We start from the raw sequence: 24,890 nt of genomic DNA on the forward strand, positions 1-24,890 counted from the left end.
ACTGGAGCAGCGCGTATGCGCCGACCCCGGCTGTCAGCACCGTGAAGGTCACCTGATGGTGTGCGCGCCGCACCTCGGACGCCATGGAACTCCCTCTTGCACAGAAGCGGAATCGGAACCTCCCTTCCGCTCATGGAAGTGTAAGTCATGCGGACCGATGGGTCCGGTTCCAGGGGTGCCGCTATGGCGGCGCTCAACAGGCGAGGCGGGCAGAGAGTCCATACGTTTCTCAGGAGCAGTCAGAGCGCGCCAGATCAAGGCCCGTTGATCCCGGCGGACGGCCGCGCTGTCCGGCGGCACACGTCGGCCAGTGCGGTGAGACGGCGTGCCCGGGCCCGCCGAGCCGCACCGCGTGACGCGGGCGGGCGGGCAGGATCGGCGGCTCACGGCTTGGCGCTCCCCATTCTGAGGAGTGCAATGAGAATATCGGCCTTCGCCGTCACCAGGGCGCTCGCGCTCTCGGTCGCGGCGCCGTTCCCAGCGGGCGCCGCTTCGGCTTCGCCCTCGTATCCTGGCAACTGCGATACACGGATCAGAAGGTCCGCGCGCTCGAAGCCGAGGAGCAGCAGGACGAGCGCCGGCGGGAGCAGGCGCGGGCCGAACAGTCGTGAAAGATCCAGCCCCAGTGCTCCAGCGACAAGGCGCTGCTCCATGAGCTCGCCCCTGTCAGGGATCCTGGAGTTACCGAGGTCAGCTGCCCAGGGCCGTTGCGGCGCCCGCCGTTGACAGCCATGGCGGTCAGGCCACGTCGGGAACTGCCCAAGCACGCCCGTTAATCAGCTGCCGCACCGCGAAACTCCAAGATCCCTGACAAAGGCAAGCCGACTCGCACACCCGCACACATATGAACCAATCTGGCATAATTCAATGGAACAGGTGTCGGCACGTGTGCGAACAGGAGCTGTGTGCGCATGTGTCTGGTCCGGTTCTGGGCCGTCAGCTGTCGTTGCTGTTCCGTTGTTTTGCAGAAATCGCTGATCCTCGCGCGGTCCAGCCGGGCCGGGGTCGCAGGAGGCCCCGTGCTCACCGCTTTCATCCGTGCGTTCAGGACACCTGACCTGCGCAAGAAGCTGATCTTCACACTCGGCATCATCGTGGTGTATCGGCTCGGCGCCCATGTCCCGATTCCGGGTGTCGACTACAAGACCGTCCAGGAGTGTGTCGGGCAGGCCTCCGGCAGCCAAGGGCTGTTCGGGCTGGTCAACCTCTTCAGCGGAGGCGCGCTGCTCCAGATCACCGTCTTCGCGCTCGGGATCCTGCCGTACATCACGGCCAGCATCATCATCCAGCTGCTGACCGTGGTGATCCCCCGTCTGGAGGCGCTGAAGAAGGAGGGGCAGGCCGGTACGGCGCAGATCACCCAGTACACGCGCTATCTGACGGTGGCGCTGGCCGTGCTCCAGGGCACCGGTCTGGTCGCCACGGCGCGCAGTGGGGCGCTGTTCTCCGGCTGTACGGTGGCGTCGGGGGTCATCCCGGACCGGTCGGTCTTCACCACTGTCTCCATGGTCATCTGCATGACCGCCGGCACCTGCCTGGTCATGTGGCTCGGTGAACTGATCACGGACCGGGGCATCGGCAACGGCATGTCGATCCTGATGTTCATCTCGATCGCCGCCACTACGCCGTCCGCACTGTGGTCGATAAAGCAGCAGGGGAAACTCGCCGCCGGCTGGATCGAGTTCGGCGGTGTCATCGTCGTCGCGCTCGCCGTGGTCGGCCTTGTCGTGTTCGTCGAACAGGCGCAGCGGCGCATCCCGGTGCAGTACGCCAAGCGCATGATCGGCCGCCGCTCCTACGGCGGCACCTCCACCTACATCCCGCTGAAGGTGAACCAGGCGGGCGTGGTACCGGTGATCTTCGCGTCGTCGCTGCTCTACCTGCCGGCGCTCGTGGCACAGTTCTCCAGTGGTGAGTCCGGCTGGAAGACCTGGGTCACCCAGAATCTGACCAAGGGCGACCACCCGCTCTACATCTGCCTGTACTTCGTACTCATCGTGTTCTTCGCGTTCTTCTACATCGCCATCTCCTTCGACACGGGCGAGGTCGCGGACGGCATGAAGCGGTACGGCGGCTTCATCCCGGGCATCCGGGCCGGGCGGCCGACCGCCGAGTACCTGTCGTACGTGCTCAACCGGGTCACCTGGCCGGGTTCGCTGTACCTGGGGCTGATCGCCCTCGTCCCCACGATCGCGTTGGCCGGGTTCGGGGCCAGTCAGAACTTCCCGTTCGGCGGGACCAGCATCCTGATCATCGTGGGGGTCGGCCTGGAGACCGTGCGGCAGATCGAGAGCCAGCTCCAGCAGCGCAACTACGAGGGATTCCTGCGCTGAACCCCACGGCGGCGGGCAGAGGCCTTCCGCGTCCGGTGGATCAGCGGTGAGCCACGTCCCGTGATCCGCAGTGGTGGATCCCCGCGTCGCGGGAAGACCCGCGTACCGGCATCGGTCCCACCTCGCAGGTCGCCGCACGGAGAGGGCACCTCGTCATCGCGGCGGTCGGGGCCGCGCCGTGTTCTCATCGGCGACCGCGAGCAGGCGGCCGAACTGTTCCGTTCGCTGGGCAGTCCACGCGCCGAGGAGATGACGGGCAAGGCAGAAACCACGGTTCTCCCACCGCACGGCGACCGCTGAGCCCTGTCGGTGACCGAGGTGCCGCCCGCTCCCGCCGGCCGGGTGGCTGCCCGGTCTGCTGTGGAGGCTGCCGGGATTCCGCACTCGGGCCGGCCCTGGTCGGGCGGGTCAGGCGGAACGGGCCGCGTACACCCCTGGCGTCCGCGGCCCGGTTCCGTCCTCTGTCCCGTCCTGTCGTGCTCGACGGTCGCCTTCGCTCCTCGGGCCGGCGTCAGCGCTTGACGTCGTAGATGCGGTTGGTGACCGTCTCAACGGCGAGCTTCCAACTTTTCAGCCCCACCTCGGCGGCGATGGCCGCGAGGGCCTCCTGGCCGGGGTGGTTGCCGAGCGCGTGCGGACCGCCCTGCGCCATGGCCGTGGGCAGGCAGAGCACGGCGGAGGTGGAGGCGAAGGAGCGGCCGATCGGGTTGATGTTCTCCCCGGGCTCCGCGGACACGTTCGGCTCGACGACAAGGCAGCTTCCGTCGTCCGTGAGGGCCTTCTCGGCGCGCTGGAGGGCGGCGCCGGGGTCTCCCAGGTCGTGGAGGCAGTCGAAGAACGTGACGAGGTCGTAGTCGCCGCCGGGGAAGTCGTGCGCGGCGGCGACCTCGAACGTCACCCGGTCGGCGACGCCCTCCTCCTCGGCCAGCTTCCGGGCCCTCTCGACGGAGGGCCCGTGGAAGTCGAAGCCACGAAAACGGGACTGGGGGAAGGCTTTGGCCATGAGCACGGTCGAGTAGCCGAAGCCGCAGCCCACGTCGGCGACCGAGGCGCCTCGCCGCAGCTTGGCCTCGACACCCTCCATGGCGGGCAGCCACTCCTGGACGAGGACCGCGTCGTAACCGGGCTTGAAGAAGGCGGCGACGCCCTCCGCCAGTTCCGGGCCGTAGTCCTTCCAGCTCACACCTTCACCGGTGCGGTAGGCGTTCGCCAGCGCCTCTTCGGCACTGTAGAGGGCCTTCAGCATGGTGAATCCGCCACCGACGTAGGTCGGCAGCGAGGAGTCGGCCAGTACGGCGGCGTGCTCGTCCGGCAGGACGTACGTGTTCGTCCCGGGGTCGTGGAGTACGTAGGCACCGGCGACCTGTGCCGCCAGCCATTCCCGGGTGTACCGCTCGACGAGACCGGTCCGCTCGGCCAGTTCCTCCGACGTGAGCGAACCCGCCCCTGACATCGCCTCGTAGAGTCCGAGACGGACTCCCAGGGACGTCGACACTCCCGCGAAGGCGGCCGCGTTGTCGGCGACCACCTGCCCGAGAAACTCCCCTACGCGGTTCTCATCCGGCATATGCTCAATCTTTCGACTATGCCCCACTCCTGCCGCTGCTCGCCAGGAGATGAAGCGACTGGCAGCCCCAGTCCCTCACCAGGCGTTTCACCTGGGCTCTTTCCCTGTAACGTGTCGAGGAGTGCGATGGGTTCACACCTTGTGTGCGCCGGCGGGCAGGCGCAGGACGAATGTCGAGCCGACGCCCGGGGTGCTGTGCGCCTCGACCGTGCCACCGTGCGCCTCGATCAGCTTGCGCACGATGGACAGGCCGAGTCCACTGCCACCGGTCTGGCGTGAGCGGGACTTCTCGGCCCGCCAGAAACGGTCGAAGACATGCGGCAATGCCTCGGGCGCGATCCCCGAGCCGGTGTCGGATACCTCGATCCGGACGTCCGTCGCGGCATCGGCCCCGCCGACCGGCGGCTCACCGGCCGCCCGGAGATACACGGTGCCACCGGGCTCGGTGTGGCGGATGGCGTTCGACACGAGGTTGCCGATCGCCTGCCGGAGCCGTACGGGGTCCGCACGGACCGTCAGTTCCGGGCCGGCTCTCACCACGAGCCGCACCCCGGCGGAGGCGGCGAGCGGGCCGTGGCCCCGGGCCGTCTGGAGAAGGACGTCGGCGACGTTCAACGGCGCCATGCTGAGCCGCAGTTCTCCCGCGTCGGCCGCCGAGAGGTCCCGCAGGTCGTCGATGATGTGCTGGAGCAGCAGTGCCTCTTCCAGCACGGAGGCCACCAGTTTCCCGTCCGGCGGGACAAGACCGTCCTCGACCGCCTCCAGCCAGCCGCGGATGTTGCTCAGGGGTGTACGCAGTTCGTGCGCCACGTCGCTCACCATGGCCGTACGGGCTGACTCCAGTTGCTCACGCCGCCGCGACATCGCGTTGAAGGCGGCCGACAGCCGGGCGATCTCGTCTCCGCCCGTCACCTCGACCCGCGCGGAGACGTCCCCGGCCTCCATCCGCTGCGCGGCCACGGTGAGCCGGCGCAGCGGCCGGACGAGCCGGAGGCCCGCGAACGCCGTGACCGCGACCGTGACCAGCAGCACGAGCGCCGCCCCCCACGCGATCCGCAGCTTGTTGGGTGCCGACAGGTCGAAGAAGGTGTTCGCGGTCCGGTGGCCGGGACTGCTGACGTAGAGCTGGGCGGCGGGCGCCACGTACGGCTGGAGTTGCTCCTTCCTGCTGCTCGCCAGGCAGTCCCGCACATCCTTGTCGGGCGCGGGGGCGGCACTGGGGGACGCCGGGGCGCGGGCCGGCTGCCGTGCCGTCCGCCAGGTTCCGTCGAACAGCACGGTCACCGGCCGCAGTCCTCGTCGCGCCAGGCATTGGCCTACCAAGGTGTTCAGGGTGTCGAGTGCTCTGCTCTCCGTGGGCACCGGGCGGTTCAGCACGCTCTCCTCGCACCGGGGGTCGACGGGTTGTTCGTCAGGTGTCCTCACGGTGGGCCGGCCGCCGGCGCCGACCACCACTCCCGCCGAGATCCCCGCCTCCCTCCGCAAGCAGGCGACGACCTCCCGGGCCGTTTCCCGCAGTCTCGTGCGTTCCGCGGCCGCCAGTCGGTACGGGCCGACCGCGCGCGGATCGATCCCGCCGTCGCGGGCCGCGGCGGACAGCAGTTGCGGGTCGACCGACAGCGGGTCGACGACGGCGGTCGGCTCGGGTGCCGGCACGTACGGGTGGCCGGGCACCGGAGCGGAGTCCGCGAGCGTCCGGTCGCCGTCCCGGAGGACGATCCTGTGACCGGTCTTCCGCCCCAACTCGGTCACGGTGGGTACTACTTCGTCCCAGGTCCGGTGCCCTGCCGCGTAGCCGACAAGCACGTCGTACGTCTTCGCGTCGTCGGCGAGGTCCTTGCCCTGCTCCTGGCGGATCGCCACGGCCGTCGTCCTGACGACCACCCACGCCGTGGCCGCGATCGAGCACACCGACACCAGGGCCGACACCGCGAGCAGCCGCAGGAGCAGGCTGCGCCTCGGCAGTACGGCCGGGCCCCCGCGTACCGATGCGTCACCCCTCATCGCGCGGCCTCGGCGGACCGGGACGGGCCTGGATCGTCGGAGAGCTTGTAGCCCACGCCGTACACGGTCACCAGTATCGTCGGCCGGCGCGGATCCCACTCGACCTTCCTGCGCAGGTTCATGACGTGCACATCGACCGTCCGCGTGGTGATGTACCGGTCGAAGCCGTGCAGCCGCTCCAGGATCTGCGACCGGGTGAACACCTGCCCCGGCCGGCCGGCGAGCACCTCCAGGAGCCGGAACTCGCCGGGGGTGCAGGAGATGTTCCTGCCGTGCGCCCGGACCTCGTGCCGGGCCGGGTCGACGGTGACCGCGCCCGCGGTCAGCAGGCCGGCGCCCGGCGTGCCGGCCGCTGCGGCAGGTATCGCCGGGGTCCGCCGGCTGCGCCGCAGCAACGCGCGGACGCGGGCCATCAGCTCACGCGGACTGAACGGTTTTGTCAGGTAGTCGTCCGCGCCCAGGTCCAGGCCGAGCAGCACATCGTCCTCGGTGGACCGGGCGGTCAGCATCAGTACCGGCAGCCCTTCGAAGCCGGCCTCCGACCGGATGGTCCGGCAGACGCTGAGCCCGTCGAGCCCGGGCATCATCACGTCCAGGACCAGCAGGTCGGGCAGTCGACGGCGGACCTCGTCGAGTGCGGACCGGCCGTCCTGGACGAGGGTCACGCCGTGGCTCTCGTGTTCCAGATAGCGGCGGATCAGTTCGGCCTGCTTGGCATCGTCCTCGGCGACGACCACATGCGCACACATGTGCCGAGTGTAGGGACGCCCGCAGCGTGCCCGGACCCCTCGGGCACGGGAGCACGGCAGAACCATCACTTCCTGACAGCTCTCTGACATCCGCTCGGCAGACTCGGAGTCATGGACAACGACACAGACCGGCCGCATTCCGCAGCAGGTGTGCACAGATCCCGCCTCCGGGGCGGTGGCCTCCTCGGTGCCGTCCTCATGGCTGCGGGCCTCGCTCTCACGGCCTGCGGCGGCGGAGGCAGCGACAGCGGGACGAAATCGTCCTCGGACGGCGACATCGCGTCGATCGTGACCCCCTCGCCGGGCGGCAGGGGCGCCGGGGCCACACCCTCCGCGCAGTCCTCGGTCGCCGCCGCCGAGGCCAGACGGCCCGTGCTGCGCCTGGACAGTTCCCAGGAGGAGACCGACCGGCTCTGGGACGGGTACTGGGCGTGCCTGCAGGCGCGAGGCGTCCCGATGAACGACGAGCGGGTCAGCCGTCCGGACAAGCAGGCGCCTCCGGTCGATGACGCGAAGGTCACGGCCCAGTTCAGGAAGCAGTACGCCGCGTGCCTCTACAAGATGCCGCTCCAGCCGGTGGAGGAGCGGCCCGAGACCAACCCGCACTACGCGGACGACCACCGTGCCTACGTCGCCTGCCTGAAGGCGAAGGGGCTGAAGGTCCACGAGGTGTTCAAGCCCGACGGAAGTCCTGACGGCTGGACGTACGACGAGGATTCCACGGGAGGCGGCGACAGCGCCGCCTCCCCGAAGACCGACAACGACTGCCGCCTGGAGGCGTTCGGTGGCAAGGGGAAGAAGTAGGGGTGCCGCTCGTCCGTCCACCGGTGACGGCGGACGGACAGAGCCCGGCACCGGCAGGCGGATCGCCGTCGCCGTCGCCGTCCTCGCCCTGGTCGCGGGCGGGGTCTACGGCGGTACGGCGCTGAAGCGGCACGGGGCCGCCGCCCACGCGGAGCCCGCCGGGGCGCCCTCCGCGCAGACCACGCTCGTCCGGCGCACCGACCTGTCCGACAGCAGAGCGCTGCCCGGCACGCTCGGTTACGGCACTGCGCTCACGGTCAAGGGCGCGGACAAGGGCCTGATCACCAAGTTGCCGGAGCCCGGAGCGACGGTCACCCGTGGCAAGCCCCTGTACTGGCGGGACGACCAGCCGGTCATGGTCTTCTACGGCAGCACCCCGGTGTTCCGCACGCTGGACGAGGCGGCCGTGAAGGCCGGGGCGAGCGGCGCCGACGTGACCGTCCTCGCGGACAACCTGAAGGCTCTCGGTTACGACATCGGCCCCGCACCGCGCGGCAGTCGGCCGGCCACCGGCACGGGCAAGGCACCCGGAACGCTGCTGACGTCGTCCCTCCTCGGCGCACTGAAGCGCTGGCAGCGCGACACGGGCCAGCAGCAGACCGGGACACTCTCGATCGGACAGCTGGTCGTGCTCCCCGGCGCGGTCCGCGTGGGCGCGGTGAAGGCCCAGCTCGGCGACCCGGCGGCGGAGGACATCCTGTCGGTCACCTCCCGGCGCAAGTCGGTGTCGGTGACGGTCGACGCGAGGGACGCGGCCCAGATCCATGAGGGCGACGAGGTCTCCATCGCCCTTCCCGACGCCGAGGAGGTGCCCGGGAAGGTGACGTCGGTGGGTACGACCGTGCAGGACGGCTCCGCCGGCGGGTCCGACCCGTCCGGCACCGACGCCCCGCCGTCGTTGCAGGTCATGGTGACGGCGATGGACAGCGCCTCGCTCAAGGAGCTGGATGCGGCATCCGTGCGGGTGACGTTCACGGCGCAGACCCGCAAGAACGTCCTCGTCGTGCCGGTGGGCGCGCTTCTCGCGCTCCAGGAGGGCGGGTACGCGCTCCAGCGGCCCGACGGCCGGCTGGTCCCCGTGGAGACGGGGTTGTTCGCCAGGGGCCGGGTCGAGGTCTCGGGTACGGGGGTCGAAGAGGGGCAGAGGGTGGTGACGGCGTCGTGAGAGCCCGTCACCGCTCGTCCAGCGGGGACGGCCGCCGGGGCGGTGCGGCGTATGGCGCCGGCCATCCCGCCAGGGGCGGGCACGAGCCCGCCGACGACACGCTTCTCGTGCACGCGGGAGACGGCAGCGCCCACATGCCCGCGGGGAATTCCGGGCTGCCCGCCGTGCTGCGGCTCACCGGCGTGACCAAGACGTTCCCCGGTGGCGTGCGGGCGCTCGACGACGTGTCCCTGACCATCGGGCGGGGCGAACTGCTCGCCATCGTCGGCCCGTCCGGCTCCGGCAAGTCCACGCTGCTGAACGTCATGGGGACGCTCGACCTGCCCACCCGAGGCACCGTGGAGATCGCGGGGCAGGACGCCGCGTCCCTGAACGACCGGCGGCTTTCCGCGCTGCGCGGGCGCTGGCTCGGCTTCGTCTTCCAGCAGTTCCACCTGACGGACGGGCTGACCGCGGCCGAGAACGTCGCCACCAGCCTGCTGTACGCGGGGGTTTCGCGCAGGCGGCGTGCTCCGCTCGCGCTGACCGCTCTGGAACGGGTCGGCCTCGGCCACCGGGTCGGGCATCTGCCGCACCAGTTGTCCGGTGGCGAGCGCCAGCGTGTCGCGATCGCCCGCGCGCTGGTCAACGAGCCGGCCCTGGTGCTCGCGGACGAGCCGACGGGCGCGCTGGACTCCGCCAACGGCGGGGCCGTTCTCGACCTGCTCGTCCGACTGAACAGAGAGGGCACCACCATCGCCGTGATCACGCATGACGGGAACATCGCGGATCAGCTGCCGCGTCAGGTGGAGATGCGCGACGGACGGGTCGTCAGGGACACGGGGCCGCGTACCGGGCCGGCCCCGGAGGGGACTCCGTGAGCGCCCTCCGCGGACGAGACCCGGTGGTCGCCGCTCCCGAGAGGCTCACCCGGCCGGGCCGGCTGAGCCCGTCCGACGTACTGCGGCTCGGGCTGCTCGGCGTCCGCACGCGCAGGCTCCGGGCGACGCTGTCCGCGCTGGGCATCTCGATCGGCATCGCAACCCTCGTTCTCGTCACGGGTATCCCCGCGTCCAGTCAGCGGGCGCTGAACGACCAGCTGTCCGCGCTCGGCACGAACATGCTCCGCGGGGTACCGCAGCCCGGCCAGGATCCTCCGGTGGTGCTGCCCGACGCGGCCGACCGGATGGCCGCCCGCATCGGTCCGGTCACGGCGACCGGCCAGGTCGCCAACACCCACACGTTGGTGCACCGGTCGGACCTGACCGATCCCCACGACGGGCTGGGGCTCACGGTCCTCGCCAGCGGCAACGGCCTGTTGGCGGCTGTCAACGGCCGCGTACAGGCAGGGAAGTTCCTCGACGCATCGACCGACCGGCTGCCGACGGCGGTCCTCGGTCACGAGGCGGCGGCCCGCCTGGGTGTGACCGGCCTGGCGCCGGGCGGGCCGAGGCCGCAGATCCTTGTCGGGACGGAGTGGTTCACAGTGATCGGCATCCTCGATCCGCTGCCGCTCGCCCCTGACCTGGACCGCTCGGTGCTGGTCGGCTGGGAGGCGGCGAAGAAGATCCTCGGCTTCGACGGTCATCCCACGGTGGTGTACGTGAAGGCACGCGAGGACGCGATCGAGGCGGTCGCGTCCGTACTGCCCGCCACACTGAATCCGCAGCTGCCGGGGTTGGTGCAGGTCAGCCGCCCCTCGGACGCCCTGGCGGCGAAGCGGGCCACGGACAGCGCCTTCTCGTCCCTGTTCCTCGGGCTCGCGGGAGTGGCGCTGCTGGTGGGCGGGATCGGCGTGGCGAACACCATGTACATCTCGGTGCTGGAACGCCGCGCGGAGATCGGTCTGCGGCGCGCGCTCGGCGCGAGCCGGGGGCAGGTCAGGGGGCAGTTCCTCACCGAGTCGGTGGTGCTGTCGCTGCTCGGAGGGGTCGCGGGTACGGGAATCGGGGTGCTGGCCACCGCCGGTTACGCCGTCTACGAGGGCTGGCGGCCGGTCATACCGCTCGCGGTGCTCGGCGCAGGGGTGGGTGGCGCGGTGGTCATAGGGATGGTGGCGGGCGTATACCCGTCGGTCCGGGCGGCGCGGCTCACCCCGACGGAGGCGCTCGCCACGGCATGACACGAGGACGCGGCGCGCCGGACGTGGTCCGGCCGGCGTGCCGCACCCGGCCGGGCGACTCGCGCGGAATTGCTCAGCTCAGCTGGAACCGGTGCGTACCAGCCGCACGTGTGCGTCGTAGCGGCGAGCGCCCATCACCCGCCACAGGAGGCGGGCCGGGGCGGGCATCTCACCCAGGAACCAGCCGCGTTCGCGGGGTGTGGCGTCCTCGAGAACCATGCCCGCCAGGGTCAGCTTGCCGTTCAGCGTCTTGGGGCCGTGCTTCATGGCGTGCTTCTGCGGCGCCACCCACTCGGGCACGGTGAGGTGATCGTGGATGAGCGGGAGCACCTTTTCCTCTTCCAGATCCAGGTGCTCGGCCAGAGCAGGACCGAGCGCCCGGAGGGAGCCGACGAGCCGGTCGCGTGCCCCAGCCCCCGCGTCCGCCCGCCATGCGGGCAGCTCGGCCGCGACGACGTCGACGGCGTCGGCGATCGCCTCGTGCTGCGTTTCCATGACCGTGATCAGGTCCTTCTCGAGCGGTACACGTTTCGAGAGGGCCGGCCACAGCAGTTCGTCCTCGGCCTCGTGGTGCTCGTGCAGCATGTCGAGGACGAGGGAGAGGTGATCGCCGAGCAGCCGGGCGCGGGCGGTGTCACCGACGGATACCCCGGCGATCAGATCGGGAAGCTGGGTGAACTCCCGCCTCAGCACCCGGTGGATGACCTTCATCTGCTGGGTCTCGGGCTTGTCGGCAGGAGCGGCAGGGTTAATCAGCATCTATTGATAGTACCTCTATTAATATCAATGTATGGATGACACAATGACGAGATGACCAAGCGCACCTACAGTTCGAGGGTCCGGGCCGTCGCAGCAGGCCGGACACACACCGCCATCCTCCGAGCCGCGGAAGAACTGTTCGTCGTCCGGGGGTACACGAGGACCACGCTCTCCGCCATCGCGGAGCGGGCCGGCGTCGCGTTGAACACCGTGTACACAAGCGTGGGCGGCAAGCCGGCACTGGTCGACGCACTGGCCAGGGAGGGCACGGAGGACGAGGGGATCGGCACTTCGCTCACCGCCCTGCTGGCCAGCACCGACTGCGGGGAAATCCTGCGGCTGACGGCCGAAGCCACCGGGATGACCACTCGCCGCCACGAGCGCGTCCTGAACTTCCTGCGTGACAACGCGGCCTCCAATCCGGCGGTGGCCACGGCGGCCGAGCACGCCGTCGAGCGTTACCACGAACGGCTGACCCTCATCGCCGAGCACCTGGTGACACTGCGGGAGACCAGGCCGGACGCGGTCCGGACCGAGCAGATCCTCTGGTTCCACTTCGGCCAGGAGTCGTGGCGCACCGTCCGCGGGTTCGGCTGGACCTGGGAGGACTGCGCCACGTGGCTGGCTTCGCGAGCGGCTGACGCCCTGCTCTCCCCGTCGGTCGGCCGTGACGACTGATGGCACCGGCACGCGGAACACTATCCGCACGTTGCACGGATGAAAATACGTGTAAAATCGCATCTTGCCCGTCCATTCACACATGTGAGGACGTCGAGGGCCGTGACGTCGACCCGGCACCGCAGCAGCAGCACGTGAGGGTGACATGACCGAAGCCGCCGGAGCGGACACACGAGGGGTCGCAGGCGTGGGGATGACGGCCCTCCTGGTCGCCGCCGCACGGGCCATCGAGACGAACCGTCCCGACGCCTTGGCCCGGGACGAGTACGCCGCACACTTCGTCCGGGCGGTACCCGCCTGCGCCGGCTGGCCACTGCGTCCGGAGGAGGTGCCGAACGGCGACGGCGACCCGCTGTGGGGGCGGCTCGGCCGCTTCTTCGGGCTGCGCACCCGTGTCTTCGACGACTTCCTGCTGCACGCGGCCGGGACGGGCGGCCGCCAGGTCGTGCTGCTCGGCGCAGGTCTGGACACCCGTGCGCACCGGCTGCCATGGCCGGACGGGTGCACGGTCTTCGAGGTGGACCAGCCGGAGGTGCTCGCCTTCAAACAGTCAGCCCTGGACGACGTGGGCGGTCTCAGCGCCTTGGACGGGCGGGACGCCCTGGGCCGCCGGGGTGACAGCTCGCGGGCAGAGCGCGTCGTGGTGTCCGCGGATCTCCGGGACGACTGGACCGCGGGACTCGTCGCGGCGGGCTTCGACCCGGAACTCCCGACAGCCTGGCTGGCCGAAGGACTGGTGCCCTACCTGCCGCCGGCCGCGGAGCTGGACCTCATCGGCACCATCCATGCGTACAGCCGGCCGGGCAGCATGCTCGCCTACGAGATCAAGCAGGGCGTGAACCCGCTTTGGCAAAGAGACTTCCCCGTCTACGCCGCGGTGCGCGAAAGGCTCGGCATCGACCTGCTCGCACTCTTCAGCCCTGAGCCCCGCCCCGACTCCGCGGGCGATCTGGCCGGCCGCGGATGGTCCACGGCCGTGCGTACCCCGTTCCACTTCACCCGGCGCCACGGACGCGGTCCGCTGCCGGCGCCGGACGACGCCCTGGCGGCCAACCGCTGGGTCTTCGCCGCTCTCGGCACAAAACTGCCGGACGATCACGGCCCCGGCCCTGTACCCCACGGGGCCGTCAGCGGATCGGCGTGACGCTCGCCAACCGGGAAGAGCCCTCGGGCACGACGCGGTAGACGCCCCAGGCTCCGTCCTCATCCGTCCCGTACCGGTACTCGTTCGCGGGGCAGTACGCCTGATACGAGGCGAGCGCCGCAAGGCACTGGGCCCGGCTCAGGAAGGGGCCCGCGACATGCACCCCGCCGGTCCCGCTCGACCGGGGCAGGATCGCGGACGGGCCACGGACTTGTGAAGGGGCCAGGGTGGCGAGGAAACGTATGGCGCGGCCGAACAGCATCGGACTCCTTCCGCGGACTGCACCCAGGCCGGGGTGAACGCCCTGAGCTCCAGGTTCGATGCTCTGATGTGTGAGAGCAGCGTAGCCCATGTTTGTTCTTGACACGGGTCCGACACATGTCACCTTCGAGGTGTGCGCTTCTCCCGAGTCGCCCTTCACCCGGCGGGCGCGCATCTCCCCTTCCCCCCTTCTTACGCCGGGCAGAAACACAATTGCGTCACCTCCTTGACCGGTGACCAAGCGAGGTGCATGCTGGGCCCATCAAGCGATACGGCGCAATCCGTCATCGAGAGAGCGGAGATGACAATGCAGGTCAAGGTCAAGATGGAGAGCGCGGCGGCGGCACGGCAGGCCCGTTTCGGAAAGCTGCCCGAGCGCGTCAGGTCCGAGGACATGGTCGAGGAGACCAACGCGAGCCCGGACAACGGACTGAGCAACCGCTACAACCCCGAGGGTGCCTGGAACTTCTACTCATGTCTCGCCCTCGACATGGGCCTCTGAGGGACCTCCGGTAGGCCCGGCTCGACGAGTGCGGGCCCGTCTGTCCGGCCAGAGCCGCTGGCGCCCTCGTACGCGAGGCCGCAGCCGGTCGTCCGACCTCCACCACACCAGCAGGAGGGAGAGTCTGAGACACATGTTTGCTCTCTCCCCGACGAACCTCCTCACACAGACCCGTGAACCTCCGGCGCCTCAACTTCGTTGCCGTTGTGATCAGGGTTCTTCCTCCGCTGCACCACCCCGGACGCCGCCGCGCTGCGGCACGGAGCGCTACGGCACGGAACGGGCCACGGATATTCGGCGGACTGGTGAGACGACGATGAGCGGGAAACTTCCGGGACGGACCGGAGCGGGGCTGCGGGCACAGGACGTGGTGGAGCTGGCGCTGCGAAACGTATCCGGCCCGGTCCTGGTGCCCGGAACGGCGGAGTACGACGCCGAGTGTGCCACCTACAACCTGAACTGCGGCTTCAGACCCGCAGTCGTGGTGGGTGCCACCAGCGCGGACGACGTACGCGAGGCGGTCCGCTTCGCGGCCGGCCAGGGCATGCCGATCGCGGTGAAGTCCGCCGCGCACCAGATCGTCGGGTCGGCGGACGGCGCCATGCTCATCACCACTGGGCGGATGAAGCGCATGTCGGTCGACGCCGAGGCGCGCACCGTCACCGCCGAGCCGGGGCTGCGCTGGAGCGAGGTGCTGCCCCGCACCGCCGAACTCGGTCTCGCCCCGATCGCCGGCTCCGCGCCCGAGGTCGGCGTCGTCGGCTACACCCTCGGCGGCGGACAGAGCCCCCTGCTGGGCCGGACCAAGGGCTACGCTGCCGACCACGTGCGCCGCATGAACGTCGTGACGGCCGACGGGGAGCTGCGCACCGTCACCCCCGACAGCGAGCCGGACCTGTTCTGGGCGCTGCTCGGTGGCAAGGGCAACTTCGGCGTGGTGACCGAGATCGAGTTCGACGTGTTCCCGGTGACCCGCTTCCACGGCGGGGGCATCTACTTCCCCGGCGAGAACCTGGCCGAGGTACTGGAGGCCTGGCGGCTGTGGGTGCCCACCCTTCCGGAGGAGGCGACGACGTCGCTCGGTATCCAGCGGCTGCCCGACCTGCCGGCGCTGCCCGAACCGCTGCGCGGCGCCTTCGTCGTCCACGTCCGGTTCGCCCACCTGGGCTCCGCCGACGAGGGCGAGCGCATCGTCGCCCCCCTGCGCCAGGCTGCCACGGCACTGCTCGACACGGTCGGGGAGAAGCCGGTCACCGCCATCGGGGCGATCCACATGGACCCGGTGGACCCGATGCCGTACTTCGACCGCAGCATGTCCCTGCGGGAGTTCCCGGAGAAGGCCGCGGACACCCTGGTGGCGCTCACCGGCCCCGGATCCGGCTGCCAGCTGGCGAACCTGGAGATCCGCGCCCTGGGAGGCGCCTTCGACCGCGAGCCGGCGACCCTCAACGCGGTGCCCGTCAGGGGCGTTCCGTTCGTACTCTTCGGCTTCGCGGTCGGCGGCGCCGACCAGGCCGACGACCTGAGGGAACAGCTGGCCAGGGTCATTGACGGTCTCTCGCCGTGGGCCGCGGACCGGAGCATGGTGAACTTCCTGTCGCCTGACGAGGCGAGGGACACAGAGAGCGTGCGGGCGGCCTACGGGCCCGAACGGTACGCCAGGCTCGCCGAGGCCAAGCGACGCTGGGACCCGGCCAACCTCTTCCGTTTCAACCACAACATCCTGCCACGACGGTGAACACACCCGGTCCCGGTACCGCGACGGCGGGCTGCGCGTCGCTCGGTCCAGCCGTGTCCCGCATCCGGTGACACGACGAGGCAGGCACCGGTCACGGCTCGCACGGACGTGCGAGCCGTGACCGGTGGGCCGGGCGGCGGGCGGGTGCGAGGATCAGTCCTTGCTCCGCCGGGCCGCCACGAGCACCGGGCCGCCAGGTACCGTCGGGAACCTCTGTGCCTGCGCCAGACCGGAGGCGGCGAGAGCCTGCACCACGCGGTCCGTGTCGTAGGAGTTGCCGCCGTTGCGTACGGAGTTCCAGCCGGCGACGGCTTGCCGCAGGGGCTCGGGAGCCGCCGGGTTCCTACCCACGACGATCCGGCCGCCCGGCCTCAACGCATCGGTCAACCGGGGGACGGCGGACGTCAGTACCGCTTGCGACAGGAACGGGGCGGGCAGCCAGGCGAGGTCGTAGGCCGCCTGCCCGGTCAGATCGACGACGTCGAGATGCCGCAGCGACACCCGGTCCGCGACGCCCGGTCCGGCGGCCGCCAGTTCCTCGCGGGCCAGGTCCAGCACGCGCTCGAGGGTGTCGATGCCCACGACCTCGGCACGGGGAAACTCCTGGGCGAGAACGAGCGCCAGCGCAGCTACGCCCGTGCCGACATCCAGAATGCGGCCGCCGCCACCGCCCGGTCGCCCGGCAAGGCCGGGGAGAGCGGGGTGGGTGGTCATGCGATGTTCCCATGGCGGGGGGACGAGGTATTTACCCGAGGAGCCGACGCGGCCGTGGACCGTGACCGAGCTGGCCAGGTGCGCAGCGGTGTCCCGCTCGACTCTGGCCCTGCGCTTCAAACGGGCGGTGGGGCAGGGGCCGATCGACTACCTCACGAGCTGGCGCATCGAGCTGGCCGCGAAACGGCTCCTTCAGAGCGGCGACCCCCTCGCAGTCGTCGCCCGTGAGGTCGGGTGCGGCTCAAAGAGCGCCCTGAGCACGGCCTTCAAGCGGGTCATGGGGCTGTCTCCGCAGGGCTACCGCAGGCGCGGGCACACCTGACCCCGGCCGGCGGTGGGGCCCGTAGCGCCCGGGAGGAGGCGCACGTCGTCCGCCGAAACGCACATCTGCCCCGACACGGACCGGGGCAGATGGCAGTAACCGCGCGTGCGGTCGGCAGGTGGCGCCGCTCAGCTCCGGAAGCTGAGCATGGGCCCGAGCGACTTCCAGGAGTGGAGGCTACCCGCCGGTTCGGTGACCGAGCCGCCCGTGCAGTCCGCGTTCTTGTAGAAAGTGACCGGCTTGTCCGTCATGTTGATGACGGCGAGGATTCCGAAGGGCGCCGTGACACATCCGGCGTCGACGCCCTCGTAGAGGGCCGCTGGGCCGGTGAACCACTCCGTCCCGAAGACGCACATATGGCCCGCTGTGGCGCACCTCGGGTCCCGGTCGTCCACGAGGACCGGGCCGGACGCCGCCGACGCCATGGCTGGGGCCGCTCCGAGGAACATTGCGGCAGCCGCGGAGGCGACGGCGACCGCCGCGCGCTTGCGTCCGAACCTGTGCATGGTTTCTCCTCTTGCCGGTTGGGTGAACACATCAACCGGCGTCCACGCTGCAGTCACGACCCATGGTTGTCAATGTTTCAAATACATACTGGCTGACTCTGCCGCCTGCGCAGCAACGAGGGCCGGACGGGCCGGCGGGCGTGGCCGTGTGCAAAGGGTGAAGTCTCTTCGCTCCGGACAGGCCGTGAGCGTAGGCATGCCGGGCGCGAAGGGCAGATGTTCTCCGAAAGGGGCAGACATCACATGTCCACACGATCGGAGGTCTTGCAGTCGCATATATGGTGAAGGGTCCATCACAGGACTGGAGAAACCCTCCAGCTGCGGCAGCCGATCAAGAAGTGGCAGCCCTCCGGCCCCATGCCCATGCCTGTACGGAGCCGGGTGCCCGTCGCTTCCGTTCACGGTATGTGTCTTCTGTCTGCCGCGGGTACGTTGCACACTCTGTGGTGTCTCAATTCTTTGTCTCAATTCTTTCCATCGGCAGGCGGTCATGAACGCGGAGCGGGAACACAGCGGTCGGCGACTGAGGCTGACGAGCCTCACGGTTGCGGCGAGCAGCCTGCTCGCCCTGCTGATCGGTGTCGCGTTCGCCGCCCTGCTGTGGGCGATCAACGACACGAACGACTCCGTTTCGGCCAGACGCGCCTCCCGGACGGCTCTGGTCGAGTCGGGCAGCATGGAACGGCTCCTCATCGACCTGGAGACCGGACAGCGCGGCTATGTCATCACCGAGCGCGAGGAGTTCCTCGAGCCGTGGCGGGCAGCGCGCAAGGCGCTGCCCGCAGAGATCCGGAGCTTCACCGACGGCACCACGTCCCGGGAACAGCGGCGTACCGCCGAGCGGATCACACGGGACGTGGAGTCCTTCCTCAACAACTACTCGATCCCGCTGGTCGAGATGGCCCGGCGCGGCGATCCCGCCGCCAGCTCCCTCAATGAGGCGACCGAGGGCAAACGGCGCATCGACGACCTGCGGGACCAGTTCCACCGGTACATGACCGACGAACGCGTCCAGCTCGCGGAGCGCACGGACGTCGCGGGGACCAACAGTCGCCAGGCCGTACTGGCCGCCGCCCTGGGACTCGCGGTGTCGACCGCGCTCTTCGCCGTCTTCACGGTGCTCCAGCACCGTGCGGTGGTGCGACCGGTGCGCGGGGCGGCGGCAGCGGCGCAGGACCTGGCGGCAGGTGACCTGAGTGTGCGGGTCGCCCCCAGCAGGATCGCGGAGATCGAAGCGCTGGGCACCTCGTTCAACAGTATGGCCGCCTCGCTCCAGGACAGTCGTCGCCGCATCATGGAGAGCACCGAGGCCGTGCACCGGCGTACCGCCCGGGACCTGCACGACGGGGCGCAGCAGCGCCTGGTGAGCCTGATGATCGGCCTGCGGCTGGCGCGGGAGCTGGTCCCGGACACGGAGGCGGACACGGTCGCTCTGCTGGATCAGTCGATCGACAGCGCCCAGACGGCGATCAACGAACTGCGGGAACTGGCCTCGGGCATCTATCCGCTGGTGCTGACGGTCAAGGGCCTGGTCCCGGCGGTGCGGGACCTGGCCTCCCGGTGCCCAGTGCCCACGGTCGTCGAGTGCGCGGACGAGCGCCGGGTCCCCTCCACGGTCGAGTCGAACGCGTACTTCGTGGTGGCGGAGGCGGTGACCAACGCGGTGAAGCACGCGCAGGCGACACGGATCGACGTCTTCGTGGAGTTCGGCGACGTGCTGCTCATCCGAGTCGTCGACGACGGGATCGGAGGCGTGGTCAGGGCCGCTGCGGGCAGCGGGATGTCGGGTCTGGCGGACCGCGTCGCGGCCTTCGACGGCAAGCTGGCCATCGACTCCCCTGCCGGCGGCGGCACCACGCTGCTGATCCGGATCCCGATCCGGGCCTGAAGTGGCCGCACCGCCGTCCGGACGGCGGTGCGGGGCGCGCGGGGTCACGAGGACCGGCGGCTGCTCACGCGTTCTGCTCCTTGGTCAGGGATGTGACGTCGGCGATGCGGTAGGCGTCCGCCTCGTCCAGCGTCTCGTGCTCCAGCAGGCCCGCGGCCAGGTCGTCAAGGCGGTACCGGTGGTCCTCCAGGGTCCGGCAGGCCTCGGCGTAGCAGTCCTCGACGATCCGGCGCATCTCGGCGTCGACGAGGTCCAGGGTGTGCGGCGCGGCCGACATCCCGTACGGCTGCTGGGAGTCGGCGGGCAGCACCGACAGGCGTCCCACCCGTTCGCTCATCCCCCACCGCGTCACCATGCCGCGTGCGAGGCCGGTGACCTGTTCGAGATCGCTCTCGGCCCCGGTGGTGACAACCCCGAAGACGACCTGCTCGGCCGCCATGCCGCCCAGGGCGCCGATGATCCGGCCGCGCAGGTACTCCTCGGTGTACGCGTACTTGTCGCCGTCCGGCGTGGACAGGGTCACGCCGAGCGCACGGCCGCGCGGCACGATGGTGATCTTGCGGACGGGGTCGGCGCCGGGCTGGAGCATGCCCAGCAGAGCGTGGCCGCTCTCGTGGTAAGCGGTGCGCCTGCGCTCCTCCTCGGGCATCACCAGGGGACGCTGCGCACCGAGCTGCACCTTCTCCAGCGCGTCGGACAGGTCGCGCCCGGTGACGCGGTCCTGGGCACGCCGGACGGCGAACAGGGCCGCCTCGTTGGCGAGGTTGGCCAGTTCCGCACCGGTCATGCCCGGCGTCGTACGGGCGACCTGGGCGAGGTCGACGTCGGCGGCGAGCGGGATCTCCCGGGTGTGGATGCGCAGGATGGCCTCCCGGCCGCCCCGGTCGGGCGGGGAGACGGTCACCACCCGGTCGAACCGCCCCGGCCGGGTCAGCGCGGCGTCCAGGATCTCGGCCCGGTTGGTCGCAGCGACCACGACGACGCCGTCGGATGCGGTGAAGCCGTCCATCTCGGTGAGTATCTGGTTGAGCGTCTGCTCGCGCTCGTCGTGTCCCCCGACGGCCGAACCTGTGCGGGAGCGGCCGATGGTGTCGATCTCGTCGATGAAGACGATGGCCGGTGCCACCTTGCGGGCCTCGGCGAACAGCTCCCGCACCCGGGAGGCACCCACGCCGACGATCATCTCGATGAACTCGGACGCGGAGGCAGAGAAGAAGGGCACTCCGGCCTCCCCCGCGACCGCCCGCGCGAGCAGCGTCTTGCCGGTTCCGGGCGGGCCGGCGAGCAGCACGCCCCGGGGCATCTTCGCACCCAGGCGGCGGTAGGCCTCGGGGCGCTTGAGGAAGTCGACGACCTCACTCAGCTCGCCCTTCACCTCGTCGATGCCGGCCACGTCGGCGAAGCTGGTCCGTCCCTGTTCCGCCTCGACGGGCTTGGGCGGCTTGCGGCGCAGCACCCCGCTCGCGCCGCCGAGTCCGCCACCGCCGCCTGCCTTGCGAGCCACGAACACCCAGACACCGATCAGCAGCGCTGTCGGCAGCAGCGAGACCAGCAGGGACTGGCCGAGTCCCGGCCCCTGCGACACCGGCGAGGCGGCCACCGAGACCTTCCTCGCGGTGATCTCGCGCCACAACTGGTCGGAGTCGGCGAAGGCCGGCTTGTACGTCTTGAACTTCAGGTACGTGGTGCCCTTCTCGCCCCCGGGCATCTCGCGGGCCTTCTTCAGCGTGCCCTGGATCTGCGAACCCTGCGAGTAGACGGTCTTGACGTTCGACGCGTCCAGCTGCGCGGTGAAGGCCGTGTAGTCGACGGACGTGATGCCGTCCCCGCGCATGTCGTTGTAGAGCAGGCCGGTCCCCAGGTAGATGGCGAGGAAGATCACGACCTGTATCAGGCAGCCGTTGCGCCGGCGCCGGCCGTCCGGTGCCGGCTGTCCGCCCGGCACTCCTTCGGAGCGCCACGGTGTCCGTGGGTCGTGTCGGGGTGGAACGGGTGCGGCCATCAGGCTTCTCCTGGGTTGCGTGTGTGAGGGCAGCGCGCGGGTGAGGGATGGGGTGGCGAGTGGTGCTGCATCGCTCCCAGCATGCCGATGCGCCACACGACGGACCATAGGGCAAGCCCTACGCTTTGTGTTTCTCCCGCTGTTAGATACGTGTGCCGTCCCCGTTGGGTTCCGGACTTCGTGGGATCCCGCGGGCCCACCGAACACACCGGCGCGGCCTGCGGGAAGAACGCGAGCATCCGCACCGCCGGAGCCGCCCTCGTCTCCCATACCACCAGCAGGGAAAGCGTGACGGGCTTCCACGGGGTGCGCCCTACTCGGGTCCCGGTCCACTCGGGTTCCGAGTAGGTACGTGTGGCGCACTCCATCGCGTGGAGCACCCGCACAGGCAAACATGTAACGTGACACACGGACGGCGAAGGGACGCGTCGAACCGGGCAGGTGTCACCGAGCAGCCCTGAGAATGGGTGCCCGGTGGCACCCATGGCCGCTCGCCCGCAGCATCAGACGGACCGGGGGCGAACACCCTCCCGGGCCCGATGGGACGGTCAAGGGCGTCTGCTGTCCTGCCCGCGTGGGCTTCGCACATGGCGAGCACGCAGAAATCTCTGGTGCAGTGGATGCAGCTGTCGGGGCATGGACGGCGCGCACCGTTTCCGCGTCTGCTCAGCCGGATGCCCATGGCCGAGCGGGTGCGAGCGAAGGGGCGTTCGATCGGCTGGGTCCGCGCCATGAAGCACATTCCCGGCGGCGACGTCCCTGCCGGCGCTTCACGCGGGCTTCCGGAACCGGCCACCGCCGAGGTACGACCGATACCTTCCGGATACGAAGGTGCCCCGACCGGGCCGTCCTGACATGCGGGGTCCGCAGACAATCGAGCGAGAGGGCGCGACAGTGAACGTCGAAGGTGAAAACAACCAACGCATGGAGAGCGTCCAGGCCGCGATGACGGCACGCTCCACGCTGAAGAGCTGGGCCGAGGGACTGGAGCTCATCGAACTCGTCAGGGCGACCCACCGTGCCGGTTGGCTCGCGCACCTGCGCGGCGAGACCACCGTCACCGAGCTGGCGGCCGCCCACGGTGTCCCGCCTGAGCACGTTTCGGGCGTCATGGCGGTGCTCGTCTCGGCCGGCGTGGTGCGGTCCGGTGATCGGACCGCGTCCTTCAGGCTGAGCCCGGACTTCGACGCCCTCGTCGCCGGGGCGTCCGGCGTCGAGATGGCGGACGTGCTCGATGCCGTGGAACTGGCGCGGGTCCAGGTGGCGCAGGCGGTGCGGACAGTGGATCAGAAGCCCGGATTCGACGGTCGTGAAGCGTTGGTACTGGCTCGCGAGTGGGGACTGCGGCCGACACCGGGGGCCCAGCAGTTGCTCGGGATGCTCTATGAGTCACTACCGGAATTCAGGGCGCGGCTGGAGTCCGGCGGCCCGCTGCTCGACGTGGGAACTGGCATCGGCGGGGCCCTGCTGACGGGACTCACCCTGTTCGACAAGCTCCACGCCGTCGGTGTCGAGCTTGTCGCGGATGTCGCCGCCGAGTGCCGGCGCCGCGCCGAGGCCGCCGGTGTCGGCGACCGCGTGGACATCCGGACGATGGACGCCCGGGCACTGAGCGACGAGTCGGCGTTCTCCGCTTGCTTCTGGGCCCAACCGTTCTTCCCTCAGGACGTCCGGGCGGACACTCTTGCCACGATCTTCCGTGCTCTGCGCCCGGACGGCCTGTTGCTCGTACAAGAACTCTTCCCGCCGCAGAGCGGACAGGACGAGCCCACGGCCCGTACCCAGCTCGACCGGCTCTTCTTCACGCAGCGGCAGATTCCCTTCGGTCTGTCCGCTGAGGAACTCGCCGCCGAAGGGCGCGCCGCGGGATTTCAGGACGCCCGGATCACCGACAGTCCTCTGGGAAGGCTCGTGGTCCTGCGCAAGCCCGACTGCTGATCCGGACGGATCTGCTTCACACCGCCCTGAGGAGGTCAGCAGGAGGCTCCCGGTGACACGGCCAGGAACAGCGGCACTGTTGCACCACGCCCGCCACCCGGCGGGGCGCGCTCCGGGCCGTCATCCGACCCGGAGCACCTCCAGGCGGTTGGGTCCGCCGTCTGTGCCGCGCAGTGTGATGTCGAAGAACAGCCGTCCGCCGCCGGGGCGCAGGGTCGCCTCGCCGCCCGGCTCCAGCGCCTGCCGCGGGCCCTCCTCGCGCACTCCCTGGTGCGGGCCGACTATGCACGCCACGTACACCGTGGAGCGTCCGGCGTTGCGGACGGTCACCTGCGAGGTCCGGACGCACCGGTCCTCGTCGTCGAATCCGGCGGAGCAGACGTATCGCAGGTCGCCGAAGCCATACGTGCCGCAGGAGAGTTCTGCACCGGGGGGCAGTTCGGAGTGGCACTCGCGGCCGGCGGTCACACGGTCGGGCCCGGCCACCGTCCCGCCATCCGGGGCTACCCACCAGCAGACTGCGGCGGCCAGCGCTGCCACGACGCACCACAGAACCGTCGCGCGGCCCGGGGACCTCATCGGCGGCGCCCTCCCTGTTCCCGGTTGAGACACCTTCGTCAGTCTCAACAGTACTGCGGATCGGTGCACACACATGCTCGGGTCACGTACACACACCGATGGTAAGCTGCCCCCCTGTGCGCCACTTCGATCCACCGCACACATACCTCGGGATCACCGGTCTCCCGCCGTTCGGCAGGCCCATGTCCGGCGCCTTTTCGGAAGGAACCAATGCCCTCTCCACACGCCATCCGGCCGGAGAGGGATCTCCCCAAACGTGTACCGGGTAGCGGGAAGCAGGCCAGCTCCTCTTCCGTACCCGAGGATACCGAGGACGCGGACGGTGTCCGGCAGACAGTGACAGGTCCGAACCGTACTCGCCCGGGTCAGTCGAGATGCAGCAGTCCCGTGATGGCGATCCGCAGTGCGCGGCTGAGTCGTTCGGCGAAGTCGACCCGGGTATGGGCGAGCTGCGGGTCCTCGAGCGCCTCGACGACCTGGGGTGAGGGGTTGGCGAAGGGCCAGAGCCCGGCCGTGACGACGATCGACATGCCGACGAGTTCCCGGGCGGCGGGCTGCGTGAGTGCGGTCGCGTACTGTCGCAGCAGGGTCGCAAGCCTGCTCTGCAGGCGGTTGTTGTCGAGTTTGAAGTCGCGCGCCGCTTCACTGGAGATGTTGCGTTCGAGTTCGGTTCCGAGCGAACTGAGCAGTTCGCACAGCAGGGGCCGGCGGGCCAGGGAGCGGGCCAGGGAGTCCGCCACCGCCTCGGGCGGTGCCGGTGCGGCGGGTGTGGCGGCCGCCAGATCGCCGGGCAGGCCCTCCAGCCACTCCTCGAAGGTGCGGTTGAGCAGTTCGAAGAAGACCGCTTCCCTGGTCTCGAAGTAGCGCACGACGTTGGTCTTGGACAGACCGACCCGCCGGCTCAGCTCCCGGAGGCTGATGTCGCTCACGGGCATCTCATTCAGGAGTTCCGCCGCGGCCTTGAGGATGGCGTCCTTGCGAGCCTGGCGTTGTTCGGCGCTGCGCGCTCGTTGGAAGCCGATCGGCCGGTCGTCTGTCATCGCTGCTGTCCCAGTCGCATTCCCGGTCGCTTTCTCAGGGAGCTCGTCCCGCGGTCCGTACACGAGCCCGGCCCGGCAACATTACCGACCCTGCCG

The 24,890-nt window shown here is 70.1% G+C and carries 23 protein-coding genes; 12 read left to right on the top strand and 11 right to left on the bottom strand.

Translation table 11 applies throughout. From position 1 onward, the window contains the following. Nucleotides 1-383: 383 nt before the first annotated feature. Entirely contained in the window at nt 384-653 is a 270-nt protein-coding gene (locus tag ACFU5K_RS25950) for a hypothetical protein (RefSeq protein WP_384065808.1), read from the bottom strand. Between the two features lie 366 nt (nt 654-1,019). Here ACFU5K_RS25950 and secY point away from each other — a divergent pair, with 366 nt between their 5' ends. Next, complete coding sequence (gene secY, locus ACFU5K_RS25955) at nt 1,020-2,333, top strand: preprotein translocase subunit SecY (protein WP_384065810.1); 1,314 nt, start codon at nt 1,020-1,022, stop codon at nt 2,331-2,333. A 511-nt stretch (nt 2,334-2,844) separates the two neighbouring features. On the opposite strand, the gene ACFU5K_RS25960 is transcribed toward secY, so the two are convergent. The 3 genes from ACFU5K_RS25960 to ACFU5K_RS25970 form a co-directional block, all read right to left on the bottom strand. Continuing rightward, entirely contained in the window at nt 2,845-3,900 is a 1,056-nt protein-coding gene (locus tag ACFU5K_RS25960) for a class I SAM-dependent methyltransferase (protein WP_384065812.1), read from the bottom strand. 132 nt (nt 3,901-4,032) lie between these two features. Next, a complete protein-coding gene (locus ACFU5K_RS25965; protein WP_384065814.1) occupies nt 4,033-5,904 on the bottom strand; it encodes a sensor histidine kinase in 1,872 nt (623 codons plus the stop codon). Next, the gene (locus ACFU5K_RS25970; protein ID WP_384065816.1) at nt 5,901-6,653 is read right to left on the bottom strand and encodes a response regulator transcription factor; all 753 of its coding nucleotides are present in this window, start codon (nt 6,651-6,653) and stop codon (nt 5,901-5,903) included. Before ACFU5K_RS25970 ends, ACFU5K_RS25965 begins: the two co-directional genes overlap by 4 nt. Nucleotides 6,654-6,764: 111 nt before the next feature. Here ACFU5K_RS25970 and ACFU5K_RS25975 point away from each other — a divergent pair, with 111 nt between their 5' ends. The 4 genes from ACFU5K_RS25975 (at nt 6,765) to ACFU5K_RS25990 (ending at nt 10,723) form a co-directional block, all read left to right on the top strand. Next, nucleotides 6,765-7,457 carry a hypothetical protein gene (locus tag ACFU5K_RS25975; protein ID WP_384065818.1) on the top strand — a complete coding sequence of 231 codons (693 nt, stop codon included), beginning with the start codon at nt 6,765-6,767 and terminating at the stop codon, nt 7,455-7,457. Continuing rightward, nucleotides 7,438-8,622, top strand: coding sequence for a hypothetical protein (locus ACFU5K_RS25980; RefSeq protein ID WP_384065820.1), 1,185 nt, complete (start codon nt 7,438-7,440; stop codon nt 8,620-8,622). Before ACFU5K_RS25975 ends, ACFU5K_RS25980 begins: the two co-directional genes overlap by 20 nt. Nucleotides 8,623-8,756: 134 nt before the next feature. Further along, on the top strand, nt 8,757-9,482 hold the full coding sequence (locus tag ACFU5K_RS25985; RefSeq protein ID WP_384065850.1) for an ABC transporter ATP-binding protein: 726 nt from the start codon (nt 8,757-8,759) through the stop codon (nt 9,480-9,482). Then, the gene (locus tag ACFU5K_RS25990; protein WP_384065822.1) at nt 9,479-10,723 is read left to right on the top strand and encodes an ABC transporter permease; all 1,245 of its coding nucleotides are present in this window, start codon (nt 9,479-9,481) and stop codon (nt 10,721-10,723) included. The genes ACFU5K_RS25985 and ACFU5K_RS25990 overlap by 4 nt, the downstream gene beginning before the upstream one ends. 78 nt (nt 10,724-10,801) lie before the next feature. On the opposite strand, the gene ACFU5K_RS25995 is transcribed toward ACFU5K_RS25990, so the two are convergent. Further along, a complete protein-coding gene (locus ACFU5K_RS25995) occupies nt 10,802-11,482 on the bottom strand; it encodes a hemerythrin domain-containing protein (RefSeq protein WP_384065824.1) in 681 nt (226 codons plus the stop codon). 51 nt (nt 11,483-11,533) lie between these two features. Here ACFU5K_RS25995 and ACFU5K_RS26000 point away from each other — a divergent pair, with 51 nt between their 5' ends. Both ACFU5K_RS26000 and ACFU5K_RS26005 read left to right on the top strand, forming a co-directional pair. Continuing rightward, a complete protein-coding gene (locus ACFU5K_RS26000; protein ID WP_384065826.1) occupies nt 11,534-12,160 on the top strand; it encodes a TetR/AcrR family transcriptional regulator in 627 nt (208 codons plus the stop codon). Nucleotides 12,161-12,305: 145 nt separating this feature from the next. Further along, nucleotides 12,306-13,304, top strand: coding sequence for a class I SAM-dependent methyltransferase (locus tag ACFU5K_RS26005; protein ID WP_384065828.1), 999 nt, complete (start codon nt 12,306-12,308; stop codon nt 13,302-13,304). Here the strand turns inward: ACFU5K_RS26005 and ACFU5K_RS26010 are convergent. Next, nucleotides 13,288-13,566: a hypothetical protein gene (locus ACFU5K_RS26010; RefSeq protein ID WP_384065830.1), complete on the bottom strand. Its 279-nt coding sequence runs from the start codon at nt 13,564-13,566 to the stop codon at nt 13,288-13,290. The genes ACFU5K_RS26005 and ACFU5K_RS26010 overlap by 17 nt on opposite strands. A gap of 306 nt (nt 13,567-13,872) precedes the next feature. On the opposite strand from ACFU5K_RS26010, the gene ACFU5K_RS26015 reads away from it, so the two are divergent. Then, nucleotides 13,873-14,067: a hypothetical protein gene (locus ACFU5K_RS26015; protein ID WP_384065852.1), complete on the top strand. Its 195-nt coding sequence runs from the start codon at nt 13,873-13,875 to the stop codon at nt 14,065-14,067. Nucleotides 14,068-14,383: 316 nt separating this feature from the next. Continuing rightward, nucleotides 14,384-15,805: an FAD-binding oxidoreductase gene (locus ACFU5K_RS26020; RefSeq protein ID WP_384065832.1), complete on the top strand. Its 1,422-nt coding sequence runs from the start codon at nt 14,384-14,386 to the stop codon at nt 15,803-15,805. 153 nt (nt 15,806-15,958) lie between these two features. Here ACFU5K_RS26020 and ACFU5K_RS26025 read toward each other — a convergent pair whose 3' ends face one another. Continuing rightward, complete coding sequence (locus tag ACFU5K_RS26025) at nt 15,959-16,519, bottom strand: SAM-dependent methyltransferase (protein ID WP_384065834.1); 561 nt, start codon at nt 16,517-16,519, stop codon at nt 15,959-15,961. Between ACFU5K_RS26025 and ACFU5K_RS26030 the strand changes: the two genes are divergently transcribed. Next, on the top strand, nt 16,518-16,841 hold the full coding sequence (locus ACFU5K_RS26030; RefSeq protein WP_384065836.1) for a helix-turn-helix transcriptional regulator: 324 nt from the start codon (nt 16,518-16,520) through the stop codon (nt 16,839-16,841). The two genes, ACFU5K_RS26025 and ACFU5K_RS26030, sit on opposite strands and share 2 nt — an antisense overlap. 128 nt (nt 16,842-16,969) lie before the next feature. Here ACFU5K_RS26030 and ACFU5K_RS26035 read toward each other — a convergent pair whose 3' ends face one another. Then, nucleotides 16,970-17,347, bottom strand: a complete 378-nt coding sequence (locus ACFU5K_RS26035) for a peptidase inhibitor family I36 protein (protein ID WP_384065838.1) — start codon at nt 17,345-17,347, stop codon at nt 16,970-16,972. 490 nt (nt 17,348-17,837) lie between these two features. On the opposite strand from ACFU5K_RS26035, the gene ACFU5K_RS26040 reads away from it, so the two are divergent. Further along, complete coding sequence (locus ACFU5K_RS26040; RefSeq protein ID WP_384065840.1) at nt 17,838-19,235, top strand: CHASE3 domain-containing protein; 1,398 nt, start codon at nt 17,838-17,840, stop codon at nt 19,233-19,235. Between the two features lie 64 nt (nt 19,236-19,299). On the opposite strand, the gene ftsH is transcribed toward ACFU5K_RS26040, so the two are convergent. Then, on the bottom strand, nt 19,300-21,237 hold the full coding sequence (gene ftsH / locus ACFU5K_RS26045; RefSeq protein WP_384065842.1) for an ATP-dependent zinc metalloprotease FtsH: 1,938 nt from the start codon (nt 21,235-21,237) through the stop codon (nt 19,300-19,302). Nucleotides 21,238-22,161: 924 nt separating this feature from the next. Between ftsH and ACFU5K_RS26050 the strand changes: the two genes are divergently transcribed. After that, on the top strand, nt 22,162-23,175 hold the full coding sequence (locus tag ACFU5K_RS26050; RefSeq protein ID WP_384065844.1) for a methyltransferase domain-containing protein: 1,014 nt from the start codon (nt 22,162-22,164) through the stop codon (nt 23,173-23,175). Nucleotides 23,176-23,295: 120 nt separating this feature from the next. Here the strand turns inward: ACFU5K_RS26050 and ACFU5K_RS26055 are convergent, their stop codons facing one another. Together ACFU5K_RS26055 and ACFU5K_RS26060 are read right to left on the bottom strand one after the other, a co-directional pair. After that, nucleotides 23,296-23,754, bottom strand: coding sequence for a hypothetical protein (locus ACFU5K_RS26055; RefSeq protein ID WP_384065846.1), 459 nt, complete (start codon nt 23,752-23,754; stop codon nt 23,296-23,298). 365 nt (nt 23,755-24,119) lie between these two features. Next, nucleotides 24,120-24,794 (bottom strand): TetR family transcriptional regulator, encoded by a 675-nt coding sequence (locus ACFU5K_RS26060; RefSeq protein ID WP_384065848.1) that lies wholly within the window; start codon nt 24,792-24,794, stop codon nt 24,120-24,122. Nucleotides 24,795-24,890 lie beyond the last annotated feature (96 nt).

Source organism: Streptomyces sp. NPDC057428, assembly GCF_042803195.1.
Taxonomy (GTDB): Bacteria; Actinomycetota; Actinomycetes; order Streptomycetales; family Streptomycetaceae; genus Streptomyces.